Here is a 16,597-nt window from a genome sequence, read left to right on the forward strand (position 1 = left end):
GCCAAGTAAAACAGCTACCTGTTTTGCTTGGTTTTTTATTTTAACTTCTTATTTAATTTCTTTCTTCTTTGGAAAATGCGCTTCTACTCGGTAAATTCTTTGACCTTTTGAAGAAAATTTTTCTTCATATTCTGTACGGACATTTCCTTCGAAATCTGACTCATGTAAGTTCAACCACACTTGGTCCAAAATCATTCCATATTGTGAAAAACTAGCCAGTGAAAATTCGAATAGTCCTTGATTATCTGTTTTAAAATGAATTTCGCCTTCCGGCTTTAAAATTTGTTCATAATTCTCCAAAAATACACGGTGAGTTAGTCTTCTTTTATCATGACGTTTTTTCGGCCATGGATCAGAAAAGTTTAAATAAATTCGATCAACTTCACCCTGTTCAAAATAATCGTCCACATTTCCGCCATCTGTATTTAAGAGTTTTACATTTGTTAGTCCTGATTCAATAATTTTATCTAGAAGCATAACGGCTACACTCGTTTGTTTTTCAATACCAATGTAATTGATTTCTGGATGTAATTGCGCCATCCCCACAATAAATTGGCCTTTTCCTGAACCAACTTCAACTTGAAGAGGACCCGCTTTCTTAAAGGTACTTGCCCATTTTCCTTTTAATTGGGTTGGTTCCGTAACTACAAAATCTGGATATTCAGCCAATCGATCTGCTGCCCATGGTTTATGTCTAACTCTCATTTTTTCTCCTCTTTCATTTTCCATTTCTATATTTAAATAGATTTTTATTTTAGATGTTCTTTTACAAAAAAAGAAATCCTACGCCTATAATCAGTCGGAATAGGATTATTCATTATCTGTATGTAATCTGTTTTCATACGTTTCTTTCATCAAAAGAATTTGTTGATTCATTTTCTTACTTTTTCCTTCTTGATGATACCGTTTGGTAAGGAGCAAGCCATTAACTAAAGTGTACCACTCCATACACATCGTTGTTTGTGGAGTGGCTTCAATACCATACTCCTCTAACCACGTACCCCAATCTTTCCGATCGACATATTGAATCAAGAGCATCGCAAGATCAGAAAAAGGATCAGAAATCTTAACCATTTCCCAATCAACCAAGTACAGCCGCTCGTTCTTATCTAGCAAAAAGTTTTTCCGATTCAAATCACCATGACAAACAGAGTATTGGAACCCTTTAATATAAATAATCGTTTCGGTAAGATATGTCTCAATTTCACTTAGGAATGTATTCGTATTTAATTCTTCGCTTAAATTTTCTTGATATTGTTCTAGGAATGTTTCTGGATCATATACCTCACCTTTTACTTTACGTAACATATTTAAAAGATGATCTGATTGATGAATCCTTCTCAGAATGTTACTAATTTCAACCGACTGCATTTCTTTTGCGGTCAAAACTCTTCCGTCTAACCATTCCTGGGCAGTTAAAACATCACCATTTCCAACTCGTTTTGTCCAAATGAGACGAGGAGTAATCCCCTCAACTGAAAGCGCAGCTAAGAAGGGAGACGAGTTGCGTTTTAAAAACACTTTCTCTTCTTCCCTGATTCCCATATATGCTTGCCCTGTGTCTCCTCCGATTGGATGCAAACGCCATCCGGAATCCATTTTATAGTCCATCTGATTCATTCCTTACTCATTCCTTGGTTGGTGCATATTTTTCTTTTGATTCATACTAGTAGAAACGAAAGTGACTTTCCCTTTTTATAACTCATTAGAGGAAAAGTCACTATACTTTTGTCAAAAGTAGCTATTTTTATTATCATTTTATCTTTTTAGCCTAGTCTTTTCTAAGAGAAGAGATACTCCCAGATATCGTATTTATATTTTAGGTTTATTTATGCGTTCCGTCAAGGTAAACATCCTGTTCCTTTTTAACTCTACTAGAAAGGAAACTACTTTAAAATGCCTAGTTGTCACGTTTTTTTGTTCTTTTCCCAATATAAAAGGAATGAAAAAGAATTATAAAAATTAAATTTAAAAGGAATGAAAATATAGCTGTATCTAAACCAGCACCCAAAGAGACGGCAACAGTGAATAAAATACTCTCTACAAGAAGAAGATACATAACTACTTTTCTAAATCCTTTAAATCGTTTATCCCTTTGTTGTGGATAAAGATGAACCAATATATGCTCATCTAATTGAAAGTAAAGAGGAAGGATTTGAAAGCCGGTTAAATACAAAAAAAGGATACTTAAAAATATACTTGCAGCTGGAATTGAAGCAAACATCAAAACCAAAAAACCAATAATAGTTAAGCGGAAAAAAAGTCCACTATAACTATTCCCTCTAAAGAAGATCCTGCTATACAAATATTGGTAGGGATTATTTGTTCCAGAAAAAATGTGGACAAAACAATCTAAATATTTCCTCCTTTTTGCATGATTCTTAGTATGAGGAGCATCTGTAAAGAGATTGATGATGCGATTTAGTTTGGCAACACGTCTTCCCTCTAATTGGATTAATTTTTCCCACGAAACTAACGAATGTTTTTCCATCATGCTTTTTTGTAGCCACCTATTTCCTATATAGGCCAGTCCCATAGCCAATCCCCATGATAACCAAGGATTAACAAAAAAGCTTATTACGAACAATAGAATAGAAGATGCGAACAGACCCATACGTAAATTTCTTCCGAGTTTTTCACTACCCATTCTGGCTTCTAGTTCTTGAATGTCAAATTCTATCCACTTTAAAGCAAATGCTGTTAAAAAAATCGGTAAGAATTCCATCCAGCCAAATTTTTCTCCACTAAAAACAATGGGAATACTAATCCCAGTTAATAGGAGTAGGATAAAACCTGGTAGTAAGATACTTTTTATTTTGGTTTGTTTTAAATGCACTTGCCATTTTTCTTCCATACTGGATAAAAAAACTTGGTCCGCTTCCACAACTAATGATGATAAGGCTCCTATAGAAACTGCTACTGATAACAGAATCGCTACAAAAACTTTTCCCCAAAAAATTCAGTAGGTAACGTTTTTAAAAGTTCAGAATATTGAAAAGCTAGAGCACCCAAAAGAAAGAACATGACAATCACAAAATGATCATTAAAGATATATTTCATATACCGACTCATTTTTTTAAATTGTACACTTCGTCTTTTCTTTAATAAATCTTCAAAATTCATCATAAAGACTCCTCTTTTGTTAACTGGATATACAATTCATCCAAAGTAGCTCCTGGCATCTTCATTTCTTTTTGGAGATCATCCATCGTTCCTTTTACCTTTACTTCCCCATTATGAAGGAGAACAAAATTATCACATTCTTTTTCTGCAGAAGCTAAAACGTGTGTAGACATTAAAATGGACGCACCTTGCTCTCTTTTTTCACGAACAATTTCTAGAAAGGTATGAATACCCAGTGGATCAAGTCCTAAAAATGGCTCATCAATAATGTAAACCGGTGCATCAACCATAAACGCACAAACAAGCATTACTTTCTGTTTCATTCCTTTTGAAAAATAGGCAGGAAACCAATCAAGTTTGTCGCCTAAACGAAAAGCTTCTATATAACGCATTGCTTTTTTCATTCCTTCTTCTGGAGAAAGGTTGTATGCCATCATCGTCACATCTAGATGCTCTTGCAAAGTAAGCTCTTCATATAAAATGGGTGACTCTGGCACAAAAGCGAATGATTGTCGAAATTGCTCTGGATTTTCTTTCAATTCCTTTTGTTGAATAGTAATCTGTCCTGAAAATGGTAGCATAAAACCAATGATATGTTTGATGGTTGTGCTCTTTCCCGCACCATTCAAGCCAATCAATCCAGTCAGTTCTCCCGATTCAACTTTAAAAGTAACATTTTTAATTACAGGAACAGAAGTATACCCTCCTGTTACATTTATTAGTTCAAGTGTCATGTTTTGCATCCTCTCAAAATTAGTCTCGTTCATTATAACATAGGTCACCCACTTCATAATGGAAATAATTCGGCAGTTTTCCTTCTTTATGGTAAAGTATTAGCAAAGATATTGAGTGATACAAAAGAATTTATTTTATAGAAAAGAGGTTCCTGAATGACAGATTGTATATTTTGTAAAATTATTAATAAGGAAATTCCTAGCTATACGATTTATGAAGATGAGGATATTCTTGCCTTCTTGGATATATCACAAGTATCCAAAGGACATACTCTTGTTATACCCAAAAAACATGTAGCTAATCTTTTTGAATATGATGAAGATTTAGCTGCACGCGTGTTTACAAAGATCCCAGAAATTGCTCGAGCTGTACGCTTGTTTGATCCAGAAATTAAGGGACTAAACCTTTTAAATAACAATGGAGAATTTGCTAGTCAATCTGTTTTTCATTCCCACTTCCATCTGATTCCTCGCTATGCCACTGATTCATTAGATGGATTCGGCCTCAAATGGGAGACAAAAGGAGACACCCTTTCTTCAGAAAACTTTACAGAGATAAAAGATACAATCATATCTAAATTGGAGGAAAAATCATGAGTAAATTTGTACAAGGAATATTTTTTGGATTAGGTGTTGGTGGACTACTTGGACTATTGAATGCTCCAGATAGTGGTTCCGAAAACCGTCGTCGATTACAACAATACATGAATGAGAATAAAGAAGCTGTTGATAATCTTAGTAGAGATTTGAAAGGTTTACAAAATTCTTTGTCTACCCTTTCTGATGAAGGAATGGCAGTAGCCAATACAGCTACCAAAGACTTAGCTGAATCTGTAACAGAATTTGCTCAAAAAAACCAACCCAGAATCAGACGTGTAACCGATAGTCTTTCTAAACTTATGGATGATGTTGAAAAAGAATCAGAAAAATATTAAGACCATTCTCTCGTGTGAAAATAAGAATGGATATTGACTACACATAAAAAACGAATGCAGACAGGTATATCTATCTGACCGCATTCGTTTTTCTAATAGAAATTATCACAAAAAATCTATCTCTTACAGTATTTGTGAATATTTTTAGAAGCTTTAAAGCGTTTTTAAAGAATTCTTGTCATTTATTTTTAGTTTATGATATAGTAATTAAAGTTCGTTTTAACCTACGATAAAATCAGATTATAGAAATGGAAGTGCCCTATTTATGAAAAAATTAACCCTATCAACTGTGACCTTATTAACTGCTGTAACTCTAGCAGGTTGTTCTACTAGCGAGAATGTAGTTACATCTGCAGGAAACCAAACGATTACTAAAGATGAGTTTTACGAAGCAATGAAAGACTCTGTTGGAGAAACAACTCTTCAACGAATGATTTTAATTAATATTTTCGAAAATGAAGCTGGCACAAATGAATTTGCTAAAGAAGCAGATGCAGAAGTTACAGAATCAATGGCATCAGTTGGCGGAGAAGAAGCTTTCAAAGGGTTCATCCAAGAAATGGGATTTGCGAGCATCGAAGATTACAAACAACAAATTCTTTTAAACAAATTATTGCCTGAAGCAATCAAAAATAGAACAGAAATTACTGATGAAGATCTTGCTGCTGCATACGAAAGTTATGAACCACAAATAAATGCTGCACATATCTTAGTTGATGATGAAGATGTAGCGAAGGATCTCATTAAACAAATTAATGAAGGTGCTGATTTTGCTGAATTAGCTAAAGAAAATTCAACAGATGGATCTGCTGAAAATGGTGGAGATCTAGGATTCTTCGGTAAAGGCCAAATGGTTCCTGAATTTGAAGAAGTAGCTTATACATTGGATGAAGGAGAAGTTACTGATACTCCTGTTGAGTCTGAATATGGATACCACATCATTAAAATGCTTGAAAAGCCTGAAAAAGGTACACTTGAAGAAGAAACAGAACAACTAAAAGATATCATTATTCAAGAAAAAATTCAGGATGCAGCATTTTTCAATGGCAAGCTTGCTGAAATTGTTAAGGATGCAGATGTTAAAGTCAACGATAGTGATTTCAAAGATATCATGGCTCCTTTCCTAGTAGAAGAAGAAGCTGTAGAAGCGCAAGATAGTGCTACTACAGAAACTGAAGAATCTGCTACTACAGAGTCCACTCCTGAAACTGAAGAGTCTGCTGAATAAATTGAATCAGCCAAAAGGCCATACGCATTTGCGTATGGCCTTTTTCTATATGATTATTTACTATCTGGTTCTACCAATTCCGATGGCTTATAAAAGTTTCTATTCCCTAATCCAAAAACTCTTTCACTAAATTCACCAGGTTTTGTACGCTGTATTGCAGTATCAATCATATTAATAGATGCATCCAAATTATCTAAATGATGAATAATTTCTGCTTCTAAAAGATGAGGAACAACCGGTGAGCCAAACTCTAATTTCCCGTGATGAGCAAGAACAACATGTTTTAAAAGAATAACATCTTCTGTATCTTCCTCAATCTTCAGAGCTTCACAAGCCTTTGTTATTTCTTCATCAACTAATACGATGTGTCCAATTAAATTCCCTTTTAATGTATATTCTGTTGAAAGTGCACCTGTTAGTTCTATGGTTTTACCAATATCATGCAAAATAATTCCACCATATAAAAGAGAGTGATTGATTCCCGTATAATTCTTTGCTATCGTTTCAGCAAGACGAAGGATGGAAACGGTATGATAACTTAATCCACCCGCAAAAGCATGATGGTGTCTCTTCGCTGCTGGAAAATCAAAGAATGCTTTTTGATATTTATTCAAAATGTATCGAACAATTCGATTAATCGGTGCACTCGTAATTTCAAATAAAACGCGATTAATCTCTTCAACCATTTCTTCCGTGCGTAAAGGTGCTCTTTCGATAAAATGTTCAGGCGCTACCGCCTCGTTTTCATGTGCTATTCTCATTTTAGTAATTCTTAACTGAGGATTATTTTGATACAACTCTCTCTTCCCAGAAACCTTTACTACGGTTCCAGCCTGAAATCGATTGATCTCATCCTCTTTCGCATCCCAAAATTTCCCATCTATTTGGCCACTTCGATCTTGAAATGTAAAAGCAATAAAGGGCTTATTATTTTTTGCCAAACGAACATCTGCACTTTTAATTAATAAATAAATTTCAAAAGCTTCATCCAGTTCATATTCATAAATCTTTTTTGTCATGTTTCCACTCCTCTCCTTCTATCTGTTTAGTGTAGCATATAGACTTGCTCGTTGGTGAAAACTTCATAGACATTTTTATCAAATGTAAAAAAGAAAATTTGAACAGTTTCACTTAACTCTTGCATCAAAGAAAACATCGCTTGCTTACGAGTTTCATCAAAGTTTACAAAGCTATCGTCTATAAGGATTGGTAAATTAGCAATATCCGATGTGTTTTTTATAAAAGCGAACCGCATGGCAATATATAATTGCTCGATTGTTCCTTGAGATAACTCATGAGGTTTGAAAATGGTTCCATCTTTATGTTGCACTTTCAGTCCCGATTTTTGAAAAGCAATCCGTGAATACATGTTGTCCGTTAATAAAATAAAGTAAGCATTCATATCCTCTAAGATAATGGGGAGTCGATCATTTCGGCCTTCTCGAAGAGTTTCTTCTACCCATTCTGCCGCAATCACTTTGCTGCCCCACTCAATAATCATTTCTCTCATCTCTGTTTCCAACATAGCGTAGTCTTGTAAAAGAGAACTATACGTTCCACCTTTTTCTAATTCGTCGATTTCATGACGAGTTGAAACTTCTTTTCTTTGCCAAGTCTTTAACTCACTTTGTAAATTTTGAAGTTTCTCTTGGTTTTCTTTTAGGAAACGTTCTGCAGATTCTTTTTGTGGATACTTTTTCAAAATCTCTTCTTTTCCTATTAATTGCTCTCCCAGGAAATCTCTCCGTCTTTTTTGATTGCGTTGCTCTTCTTTTGCATGAAGAAGTTGATAAAATTCAGCTTCTGTTTCTACATGAGCTTTTTGAAGAATTTGGCTTCTTTTTTCTTGATTATCTTTTAACTTTCCTTGAACTTCATCCAGTTCCCGCTTTACTTCTACATATTTATCTTGAATATTTCTAGACATACTTTCTTCTAAAACAACAGATTGATAAATTTCTGTAAACTGATTGAGAAATTCTACATCATTAAGGTGCTCTAATCCAAAATGTTCTCTAACAAAGGCAGAATGATTCTTCCAAACTTCTAACTGTCTTTCTATGGCTTCCAATTGATGTTGGTTTTCTTCGAGAACTCTTCTTTTTCTAGCAAGGATTTCCCCAGGATCTTCATCTAGAATTTTTCTCACTGTAAAAGAGAGAGGATAGCCTCCTATTTGAAGCCATTTTTTTTGCTTATGAACTTGTTCTTCCAACTGCATGTCCATTTCTTCTTGTTGATTCAATAACTGAATGAGTTGTTCTTGTTCACTTTCTTCTTCCACTTTCCACTCAACCAAACGTTCCCGTAGCGTCGCTTGTTGAATATAAGTTTGCATTGAAAAAGGAGTTGCTTCTTCAATTTGAATTTCTTTAGTATTTTTATTCTGATTTCTCAACGTGATGATTCCTACTATAGTAAGGAAACCAGCAGAGAATAATACTGTATATAAAAATGCGGAAGGAACAAAAACTCCTACTAGCACTACTATCATAACTAATAAAATCGCTATAATCATTAACGTTTTATTTTTTTTAGTTGATGGAACTACGCTTGAGTTTTCCTTTGGTAGATCGGCTTGTTTTTGCCATTTCTGAAAAACATCCTCACTCACTAAATCCGGCTTCACACCTTCAATTCGCTGTTCAACTATCTTTAATTGTGACTCACAACGATCTAACTGTTGTTGAATTTCCTTTTTCTTTTCGAGAAGCTCTTCTTCCTTATTCAGTAGAGCTACTGCTTCATTCCGACTTTCTTCATCTAGAGGTTCGATTGTTTTTTCTTCTTCAAGTCCCATTTCTCTTTTTAATTGCTGGAATTCCACTTGTATTTTTTCTATTGTTTGTTGCAAAAACTGTTTACGATTAAATTGAGCAGTTGCTTGAGGTATTTCATGTTGTAGGGCAGTTAACTCTTTTTGATACTCCTTAAACCATTCTACATGTGAATATTCCTCTTTTTGTTTAGTTAAATGATGAACCCGTTCTTGATACGTGGTCTGAGTTTGAAGATCGTCTGAAATTTTACTCTGGAGTCTTTCCCACGTACGTTGGGCATCGGGAGGAAGAATACTTGTATCTACTTCTTCAATTTTTTTATTTAAATGTAGCCACTCTTGATAGTAATCATTTAATCGAATACTTTCAGATAACTCAAGATTATTACTTTCTAAATCTTTTTGGAGGAAATGAATGGCTTCAATTTTTTCCTGAATATGACTAGCTTCTAGAAGAAAAGATTCATACGTACTATTTTTTTTGTTTGGCTTGTTCTAATTTTAGAAGAAGGTTTTCTGTTTGTTGAATTTTTTTATTTAAAGGTGGCACCGTTCCGGTAGGCTTAAACTCTTTTTGAGCTTCTTTTCGGTAATCATCTGCCAATTGAAGTAGTTTTTCACTTCCAGTTGTTCCCACACTAAGCAAGTGTCGATTTAAATCATTTTTCTTCACTTTATTTAAATCCAGTAAGCTGTCAATTTTAAATGTATAAAGTAATTCGTATGTTTCTCGATCAACTCCTAAGAGATAAGCTGCTAAAGAATCAACTACTTCTTGTTTTCCATTTTCGTATGTTAGAGTAGCCTTCCCACGGTTCTTTTCCTTCATTCTCTCAATCATGATCGTTCCAAACCGGGTCCCCGTTAGGAATATTTTCCCACCGTACGCTTCCCCTTTTTTTGGTTCATAAGAATTTGTATCTTTTTTTCGAGCAGAAGGAAAGCCAAAGAACATCGTATGAATAAAAGAAGATAATGTACTTTTTCCTGCTTCATTATTTCCAAGAAAAATTTGCATGTCTTTCAAGCTATTAAATTCCTGATGAAGCCATTTTCCATATCCATAAATTTCAATTTTTGTAATCTTCAACTTCGATCCTCTTCCTCCTCAAAAAAGATATCTTCGAACAGCAACTCCTGAGCAGCTATTAGGATTTCTTCTTGTAATAGTGAATCTTGTTCTAGTTCAGAAAAACGACTACGCACGATTTGATTTTTAAAGAGGTCTCGAAGTTTTTTGCGAAAGACTTCTCCTTCTTTCAAATCTTGTCCACTTTTTTCAAAACTTTCCTGCATCTTTTGATCATAAGAAAAAGGGACTTGTTTCTTTTTTGGGGCAATTTTCAATTTGTAAAGATAAACAAAAGGTTCATGATCATCTTGGTTAAAGCCTTCTAAAAGATCACCATCTTGTATTTTCTCAATAACTTCTTCAGGTAACTCTTCTTGATCTTCGATGGTTATCGAAAGAAAAACACCTTGCTCTTCTTTTGCCGCTGCTTCGATTTCTGTTTCTACTCTAGCAAACAAGCTTTGAAGACTGCTCACTCCTTTTAAAGAAACCAGCTTTTCTTTCCAAATAATAGGAGACGTAGGAAGAAATTCCAAACGTGGAGAACGTCCTTTTTCTAAGCTTACCAAATAAGCACCTTTTTCACCTAGCTCATTGGGATTTCTTCCTTGAATATTCCCCGAATAAATAATAGGAGGAGATTCCTGGAGGATTTCTCGTTTATGAATGTGTCCAAGAGCCCAGTAATCATACTGTTTACCATTTAATTCCTGAATGGAGAATGGGGCATAGACTCCTTCTGATGATTCTAAGCCTTCTAAAAAACCATGGAGCATTCCAATATGAAAATCAACATCACTTTTCCGATTAGGATATTGTTGAATCATTCGTTCTTTTACCCAACGAGTTTGATAACTAAAGCCAGTAATAGCAATTCTCTCTTGAGATTTTGTTGTCCATACATCCGTTTCAGGTTCTGTACCAAAAATCATCACATTATCCGGCATCTGTAGTTTCAAGGTTTCTCTTCCTAAAAAATCATGATTTCCGTGTGATAGATAAACTGGTATTCCAGCTGCCTTTAATCTTCCCATTTGATCACGAAGAAAAGCTTGGGCTTTGACACTCTGATTTTCCTCATCATAAATATCTCCGCTAATCAACAAAAAATCTACTTCTTCTTCAATAGCCTTGCTGACAATATGATAAAAAGATTGAAAAGTTGATTGGTAGACCTTTTCATATAAATGAGGGTGCATTCGTTTTAAGCCTTTAAAGGGACTATCCAAGTGTAAATCTGCTGTATGAATAAATCGAATCATTGCTTCTCTCCTTTCTGTAATCAGTATTTTAGTATAAAACAAAAAAAGGCTTTGCCTTTTCCATCGAAAAGCTGGCTAGTGTCCCTAGCAGAATTTCTGCAATAATAATGGGTTCTTTTGTGCCAGCCCTTGGATCACGAAAAGTCAAAGCCTGCTTATTTTTAATTATAGGACGAGATTACTCTGCGTCTGTTGTTTCGGTTGTATACAAATCTTGTAGAGGTTTCATAATGATTTTGTTAACATCTTCAATAACTGTTCCCAGTTGTTGTTCTGCTGTCATCATTTTTTGGATCATTTCGTTAGTTGAAGCACGTCCAGCAATTTCTTGAGCTTGCTCGATGTATTCTTCAGAAAGACCTTCTCCACTCATTTGTTTCATTTGTAGTTCTTGTTGCATTGCAGTGAATTCCTGAAATAAAGCGTACGCTTCTTCATTTCCTTTTACTTCTTCATACGCTGAAGTCAATTCTAGGAAAGAAGGTTGTGTGCGTAACCCTTTTTCTAATTCATATGCAAGATCGTATATATTACTCATAACATCCATCCTTTACAATTTACTGTATTAATCATAACATGTTTAAAAAAACATTACCATAAAAAACTACGAAAGTACGTTCGCTACTCCAGGAGTCTTTTTTGTAAAATGGATAAAGATAAAAACTAGTTTTTTCACTCGATCACTATTAATTAAAAACATTTCTAGCCCAATCGAATATCTTTTTAGAACCCTCTTCAATTCTTTGACCAAACTCATCGACACCTTGAATAAAGTCATTCAGTGGGTTGTTCCAACCTCCATCTGTAGTCGTCTCTTGTCCACTGATTTCTGCTGCTCCACCCACTGTAAATTCAGTTTGGGGACTAATACTCAATAAGTTCCCTGTTTCGGCACTAAAGAGATCATAAAACATCATCCCAATTCCATTCAAATTGTGGACCTCATCTGTTTCATCGAATCCAATCCAAGTTGCTACTACCATATCTGGTGTATAAGCAATCATCCATTTCGAACGATTAATCGTATTTTCTGCATCTAATTCTGATGTTCCTGTTTTACCGGCAATTAACATACCATTATAAGGTTGAGCGCCATAGCCAGTTCCCCCTGGAGCATATACCTCCATTAACATACTCGTCATCTTTTCAGAAACTTCTGGAGTAGTTACACGAGTTGTTTTCGGTTCGGTATTATCAACAACAACCGCCCCTGTAGAATCAACAATTTTCGTAATAAAACGCGCTTCTGTACGAATCCCTTTATTAGGGAATGTCCCGAATGCACTTGCCATTTGTAAAGGAGAAACGCCATCCATACCGCCAAGAGCTACCTGACCTAACACTTCATCTTCTGGACTCACAGAAATTCCAAATTTCTTTAATTTATTAATTCCTTTTTGAATGCCCATCTTATCCAATAAGTAAGCAGCTACTGTATTTTTACTTTCTGCTACTGCTTGATACAAAGGCATCTCTTCATAAGAACTGTATAAGTCATAATTTTTTACTGAATAATCATTATTTTCACCATACGTTAACGTATCATCATCAATCACCATTGAATCCACATCATAGCCATTTTCTAACGCTGGCGTATAAACAGAAAGAGGTTTAATTGTTGATCCAGGTGGGACTCTCATTTGAGTAGCTCGATTGAACCCTCGGAAAACCTGTTCCCCTCTTCCTCCTAAGATTGCTAGGACATCTCCTGTTTCTGGATGCATCGCTACAGATGCACTCTGCATTAACGTTCCATCTTCTGCATCAACAAAATAGGCATCTTCATACGTTTGATCCATTTGGATTTGATACTCTTGATCGAGACCCGTATAAATTTTATAACCGCGGTTCATAATGTCCTCTTCTTCAAAACCATACACATGAATTGCTTCGTCAATAACCGCATCAAAATAGAAAGGATATTGATAATTACGATTATTGGCATATTGATCGTTTAGATAAATTCCTTCTGCCATCGCTAGGTCAGCTGATTCTTGGTCAGTTATCTCGTTATCTACCATGAGTTGAAGAATTAAATCTCTTCGTTCGATACTCTCTTCATAATGATCTAAAGGATTATAATAGCTAGGAGCTTTCAAAATTGCTGCTAGCACAGCACCTTCTGCCATCGTAACTTCAGCTGCTGATTTTCCAAAGTATTTTTTTGAAGCATCTTCCACTCCCCAAACTCCACTTCCAAAGTAAGAGTTGTTTAGATACATTTCTAGTATTTCATCTTTTTCATATTGTTTTTCTATTTCAAAAGATAAAAATAATTCTTTAGCTTTTCGAATGAGCGTTTGATCTAAAGATAGATAGGCATTCTTAGCTAATTGTTGAGTGATGGTCGATCCTCCACCTACAATATTTCCACGATTGATGACAAATCCAACAGCCGCTCGGCCAATCCCAATAGGATCAACTCCTTTATGACTGTAGAACCGTTTATCTTCCGTTGAAACAACCGCCATTTGAATATTTGATGAGATCTCATCAATGGGGACAAAGGTTCCTTTTTGTGAATAAAGCTCTCCGGCTTCTTCCTTATATCGATCATACACGATGGTCGTTTCCTGTAAGCCACTCTTTAAATTTTCTACATCAGCGGTCTTCGCAAGAAAAACAAAATAACTACTTCCCACTAAAATCATGCACAAACCCAGAAGGATAATTAATTTATTAAATCGATATCGTCGCCAAAAATTTTGTAGTTTCACAAAATAACGTTTGATCCATAACTTTATTTTTTCTTTTGTTTCTTCTTTCATCTGCTTCATCCCTTACTAAATTCAATATTCAATTTTTATAGTTCCTGATCTCTTACCATACCAATTATTTTTTCATTCTGAAACATACTAAAGTACGATTTTTTTAATAAAATAGATAAGAATAGTTGAAATAAGCTCAATTAGATTGCAAAACTAGTTATTTGATTTATAATTTTAGCATACATAGCTTTTATTGATATTAATTTTCCATTAAAATATAGAGAAGAAAGTCCGTGATTTATTATCGGAACGTATTAAAAGATAACCAGCTTTGCCCAAGCGTGTCCCTTACAGAGGAATACACATCATAGGAGGTGAAAGCTCATTTTACTATAAAGTGAGCGATGCAAAGTGAAGATTTCAACCGGTTTATTTCTATTCTTTTTTATCTTACTCATTGCCTCTTTTTTTGTGATGGCAGAATATGTACTCGTTCGAATTCGTCCTTCTCGTTTAAATTTTTTAATTGAGAATGGAAATCTGAAAGCCAAAAAGCTTAAAGAAATGACGATGAAATTAGATAGCTACTTGTCCGCAACTCAATTAGGTGTGACCATTACTTCATTAGCTCTCGGTTGGTTAGGAGATCCTACATTTAAACGGATTTTCGATAATTTATTTGATCAATTCACACTTCCAAAAAGTGTCTCTACCATCTTATCATTTTTTGTTTCATTTACCATCCTTACTTCTATTCAAGTAATCGTTGGTGAGTTAGTTCCGAAAAATATCGCAATCACCAAAACAGAAAAACTTGGATTAAAAATTGCTGGTCCTTTGAGTGTGTGGTATCGAGTCATGTACCCACTTATTTTTATATTAAATAAAACTGCAAACGGAATATCTAAAGCAATGGGTTTTGCTACTTTTTCTGAGTCGGATGACCGCGTTTCGGAAGAAGAGTTACGAATGATTATGAGTGAAAGTTTGAAGAGTGGAGAAATTAATCACGAAGAGTATCAATTTGTTGAAAATGTTTTTAATTTTGATGAAAGAATGGCTCGAGAAATTATGATTCCACGAACAGAAATGGCAACCGTTTGGTCTGAAGATACATTAGATGACATCGCAGATAAAGTCCGGGCAGAAAAATATACTCGGTATCCAGTGATTGAAAATGATAAAGATAATATCTTAGGCGTGATCAACACCAAAGAGATTTTTGCTGCTTATGTCGAAGCAGTGCGGGACCAAACGACTTCAGAATTTATTATTCAAGATTATATTCGGCCGGTTATTACCGTGATTGAAACATTACCAATAAAAGATTTACTTGTAAAAATGCAACGCGAACACAATCAAATAGCTATTTTGATGGATGAATATGGGGGTACGAGTGGATTAGTTTCCATGGAAGATATCGTAGAAGAAATTGTTGGGGATATTTCCGATGACTTTGAAACAGAATACCAACCTGAATTTATCAAATTAGGAACAGACCATTATCGAATTACGGCACGAATGCTGATTGATGATGTCAACGATCTTTTTGGTTTAAAAATAGAAGAAGAAAATGTTGATACAATCGGGGGATGGATGCTCAATGAAAAATATGACATCCAAGTTGGTGATGAAATCGATTTCGATAAAGTGATTTTTAAAGTGATTCAAAAACAAAAGAATACTCTCCTATTAATCGATATCTTTATTCAGGAGTCTCATCAAAAAAAAGATGAACCCACTTTAGAATCAACAACTGAAACGAAAAATGAAGAATAGCATAAAGAGGCTAGGACATTGTCCTAGCCTCTTTCCTATTTGTTAGTTCTTCCTTAAAGCCTGATTAAAAGACAGCCCAGATGTCTCCTTCATGAATCTTACTCTCTCGATGTTCGTTCGACAAACTCCCAATCTAGAGGGTCTCTTCCAAAACGTGCTTCCATATTCATTTCTTCAATCGCTTTCATATCTTCCTCTGTGAGAGTAAAATCAAATAAATCAAAATTCTCTGCAATTCGTCTAGAGTGAACCGATTTAGGAATAACAATCGTATTCCTTTCTGTGTGCCACTTCAAAGTGATTTGTGCAGGTGTCTTTCCATACTTTTTCCCTATTTCATAAAGGAGAGGATGCATCAGTAAATCACTCTTCCCCTGACTTAATGGACCCCAAGCTTGATGGGCAATCTCTTCTTTTTGCATATAATCGCGTAACTCATTTTGTGGGAAATAGGGATGCGTTTCTACTTGATTAATCATAGGCATAATCCGAGCAAATTCTTTCATACTTTCTAAATGATCAATTGTAAAATTACTCACACCAATGGCACGAATCTTCCCCTCTTCATACAACTCTTCCATTGCACGCCATGTCCCTTTTACATCTACCCCAAACCAGTGAATCAAATACAAATCCAAATAATCCGTTTGTAACTTATCAATACTTTCCTGAAAAGCCTCTTTCGTTTGTGAATACCCTTGTCGGTTATTCCAAACTTTTGAAGTTAAAAAGAATTCGTTACGATTCATTTCACTTTTCAGTAGGGCTTTTGCTAGGAATTCTTCATTCCCATATATGGATGCCGTATCAAAATGACGATATCCCGTCTTTATTGCTCGTTGGATTGCCCATTTTGCTTCCTCTTCTTCTTCCATTAAGAAAACACCTAAACCAATTTGGGGGACTTTTACGCCATTATACAAAGTAATATCTGGTATTATCATATTTTATTCACCCTTTACAAGTATAGTCGATGG

General features: G+C 34.9%; 16 protein-coding genes. 4 read left to right on the plus strand and 12 right to left on the minus strand.

Annotation, left to right across the window (positions count from 1 at the left end):
- Positions 1 to 48: 48 nt before the first annotated feature.
- The 5 genes from trmB to LZ578_RS09335 form a co-directional block, all read right to left on the minus strand.
- Positions 49 to 705, minus strand: a complete 657-nt coding sequence (gene trmB, locus LZ578_RS09315; RefSeq protein ID WP_235144897.1) for a tRNA (guanosine(46)-N7)-methyltransferase TrmB — start codon at positions 703 to 705, stop codon at positions 49 to 51.
- A gap of 105 nt (positions 706 to 810) precedes the next feature.
- Positions 811 to 1,611, minus strand: a complete 801-nt coding sequence (locus LZ578_RS09320; protein WP_235144899.1) for a phosphotransferase family protein — start codon at positions 1,609 to 1,611, stop codon at positions 811 to 813.
- Positions 1,612 to 1,900: 289 nt separating this feature from the next.
- A complete protein-coding gene (locus tag LZ578_RS09325; protein WP_311198620.1) occupies positions 1,901 to 2,959 on the minus strand; it encodes an ABC transporter permease in 1,059 nt (352 codons plus the stop codon).
- Complete coding sequence (locus LZ578_RS09330; protein ID WP_235144901.1) at positions 2,935 to 3,126, minus strand: ABC transporter permease; 192 nt, start codon at positions 3,124 to 3,126, stop codon at positions 2,935 to 2,937. Before LZ578_RS09330 ends, LZ578_RS09325 begins: the two co-directional genes overlap by 25 nt.
- Positions 3,123 to 3,857 (minus strand): ABC transporter ATP-binding protein, encoded by a 735-nt coding sequence (locus LZ578_RS09335; protein ID WP_235144903.1) that lies wholly within the window; start codon positions 3,855 to 3,857, stop codon positions 3,123 to 3,125. Before LZ578_RS09335 ends, LZ578_RS09330 begins: the two co-directional genes overlap by 4 nt.
- A gap of 156 nt (positions 3,858 to 4,013) precedes the next feature.
- Here LZ578_RS09335 and LZ578_RS09340 point away from each other — a divergent pair, with 156 nt between their 5' ends.
- The 3 genes from LZ578_RS09340 (at position 4,014) to LZ578_RS09350 (ending at position 6,020) form a co-directional block, all read left to right on the plus strand.
- Positions 4,014 to 4,454 (plus strand): HIT family protein, encoded by a 441-nt coding sequence (locus LZ578_RS09340; RefSeq protein WP_235144904.1) that lies wholly within the window; start codon positions 4,014 to 4,016, stop codon positions 4,452 to 4,454.
- On the plus strand, positions 4,451 to 4,792 hold the full coding sequence (locus tag LZ578_RS09345) for a YtxH domain-containing protein (protein WP_235144907.1): 342 nt from the start codon (positions 4,451 to 4,453) through the stop codon (positions 4,790 to 4,792). The genes LZ578_RS09340 and LZ578_RS09345 overlap by 4 nt, the downstream gene beginning before the upstream one ends.
- A 265-nt stretch (positions 4,793 to 5,057) precedes the next feature.
- On the plus strand, positions 5,058 to 6,020 hold the full coding sequence (locus LZ578_RS09350) for a peptidylprolyl isomerase (protein WP_235144909.1): 963 nt from the start codon (positions 5,058 to 5,060) through the stop codon (positions 6,018 to 6,020).
- Positions 6,021 to 6,073: 53 nt separating this feature from the next.
- Here LZ578_RS09350 and LZ578_RS09355 read toward each other — a convergent pair whose 3' ends face one another.
- From LZ578_RS09355 to LZ578_RS09380, 6 genes are all read right to left on the minus strand, one after another.
- Positions 6,074 to 7,039, minus strand: a complete 966-nt coding sequence (locus tag LZ578_RS09355) for a 3'-5' exoribonuclease YhaM family protein (protein WP_235144913.1) — start codon at positions 7,037 to 7,039, stop codon at positions 6,074 to 6,076.
- Between the two features lie 26 nt (positions 7,040 to 7,065).
- Positions 7,066 to 8,874 carry an ATP-binding protein gene (locus LZ578_RS09360; RefSeq protein WP_235144914.1) on the minus strand — a complete coding sequence of 603 codons (1,809 nt, stop codon included), beginning with the start codon at positions 8,872 to 8,874 and terminating at the stop codon, positions 7,066 to 7,068.
- Between the two features lie 397 nt (positions 8,875 to 9,271).
- Positions 9,272 to 9,889, minus strand: a complete 618-nt coding sequence (locus LZ578_RS09365) for an AAA family ATPase (protein WP_235144918.1) — start codon at positions 9,887 to 9,889, stop codon at positions 9,272 to 9,274.
- Positions 9,886 to 11,133, minus strand: a complete 1,248-nt coding sequence (locus LZ578_RS09370; RefSeq protein WP_235144923.1) for a DNA repair exonuclease — start codon at positions 11,131 to 11,133, stop codon at positions 9,886 to 9,888. Before LZ578_RS09370 ends, LZ578_RS09365 begins: the two co-directional genes overlap by 4 nt.
- A 178-nt stretch (positions 11,134 to 11,311) precedes the next feature.
- The gene (locus LZ578_RS09375) at positions 11,312 to 11,671 is read right to left on the minus strand and encodes a YlbF family regulator (protein ID WP_235144928.1); all 360 of its coding nucleotides are present in this window, start codon (positions 11,669 to 11,671) and stop codon (positions 11,312 to 11,314) included.
- 148 nt (positions 11,672 to 11,819) lie between these two features.
- Positions 11,820 to 13,901 (minus strand): PBP1A family penicillin-binding protein, encoded by a 2,082-nt coding sequence (locus LZ578_RS09380; protein WP_235144933.1) that lies wholly within the window; start codon positions 13,899 to 13,901, stop codon positions 11,820 to 11,822.
- Between the two features lie 351 nt (positions 13,902 to 14,252).
- On the opposite strand from LZ578_RS09380, the gene LZ578_RS09385 reads away from it, so the two are divergent.
- Entirely contained in the window at positions 14,253 to 15,620 is a 1,368-nt protein-coding gene (locus LZ578_RS09385; RefSeq protein WP_235144935.1) for a hemolysin family protein, read from the plus strand.
- A gap of 98 nt (positions 15,621 to 15,718) precedes the next feature.
- On the opposite strand, the gene LZ578_RS09390 is transcribed toward LZ578_RS09385, so the two are convergent.
- Positions 15,719 to 16,564 (minus strand): aldo/keto reductase, encoded by an 846-nt coding sequence (locus LZ578_RS09390; protein WP_235144936.1) that lies wholly within the window; start codon positions 16,562 to 16,564, stop codon positions 15,719 to 15,721.
- Positions 16,565 to 16,597: the final 33 nt, after the last annotated feature.

The sequence above is a fragment of the Jeotgalibaca sp. MA1X17-3 genome, assembly GCF_021513155.1.
Taxonomy (GTDB): Bacteria; Bacillota; Bacilli; order Lactobacillales; family Aerococcaceae; genus Jeotgalibaca.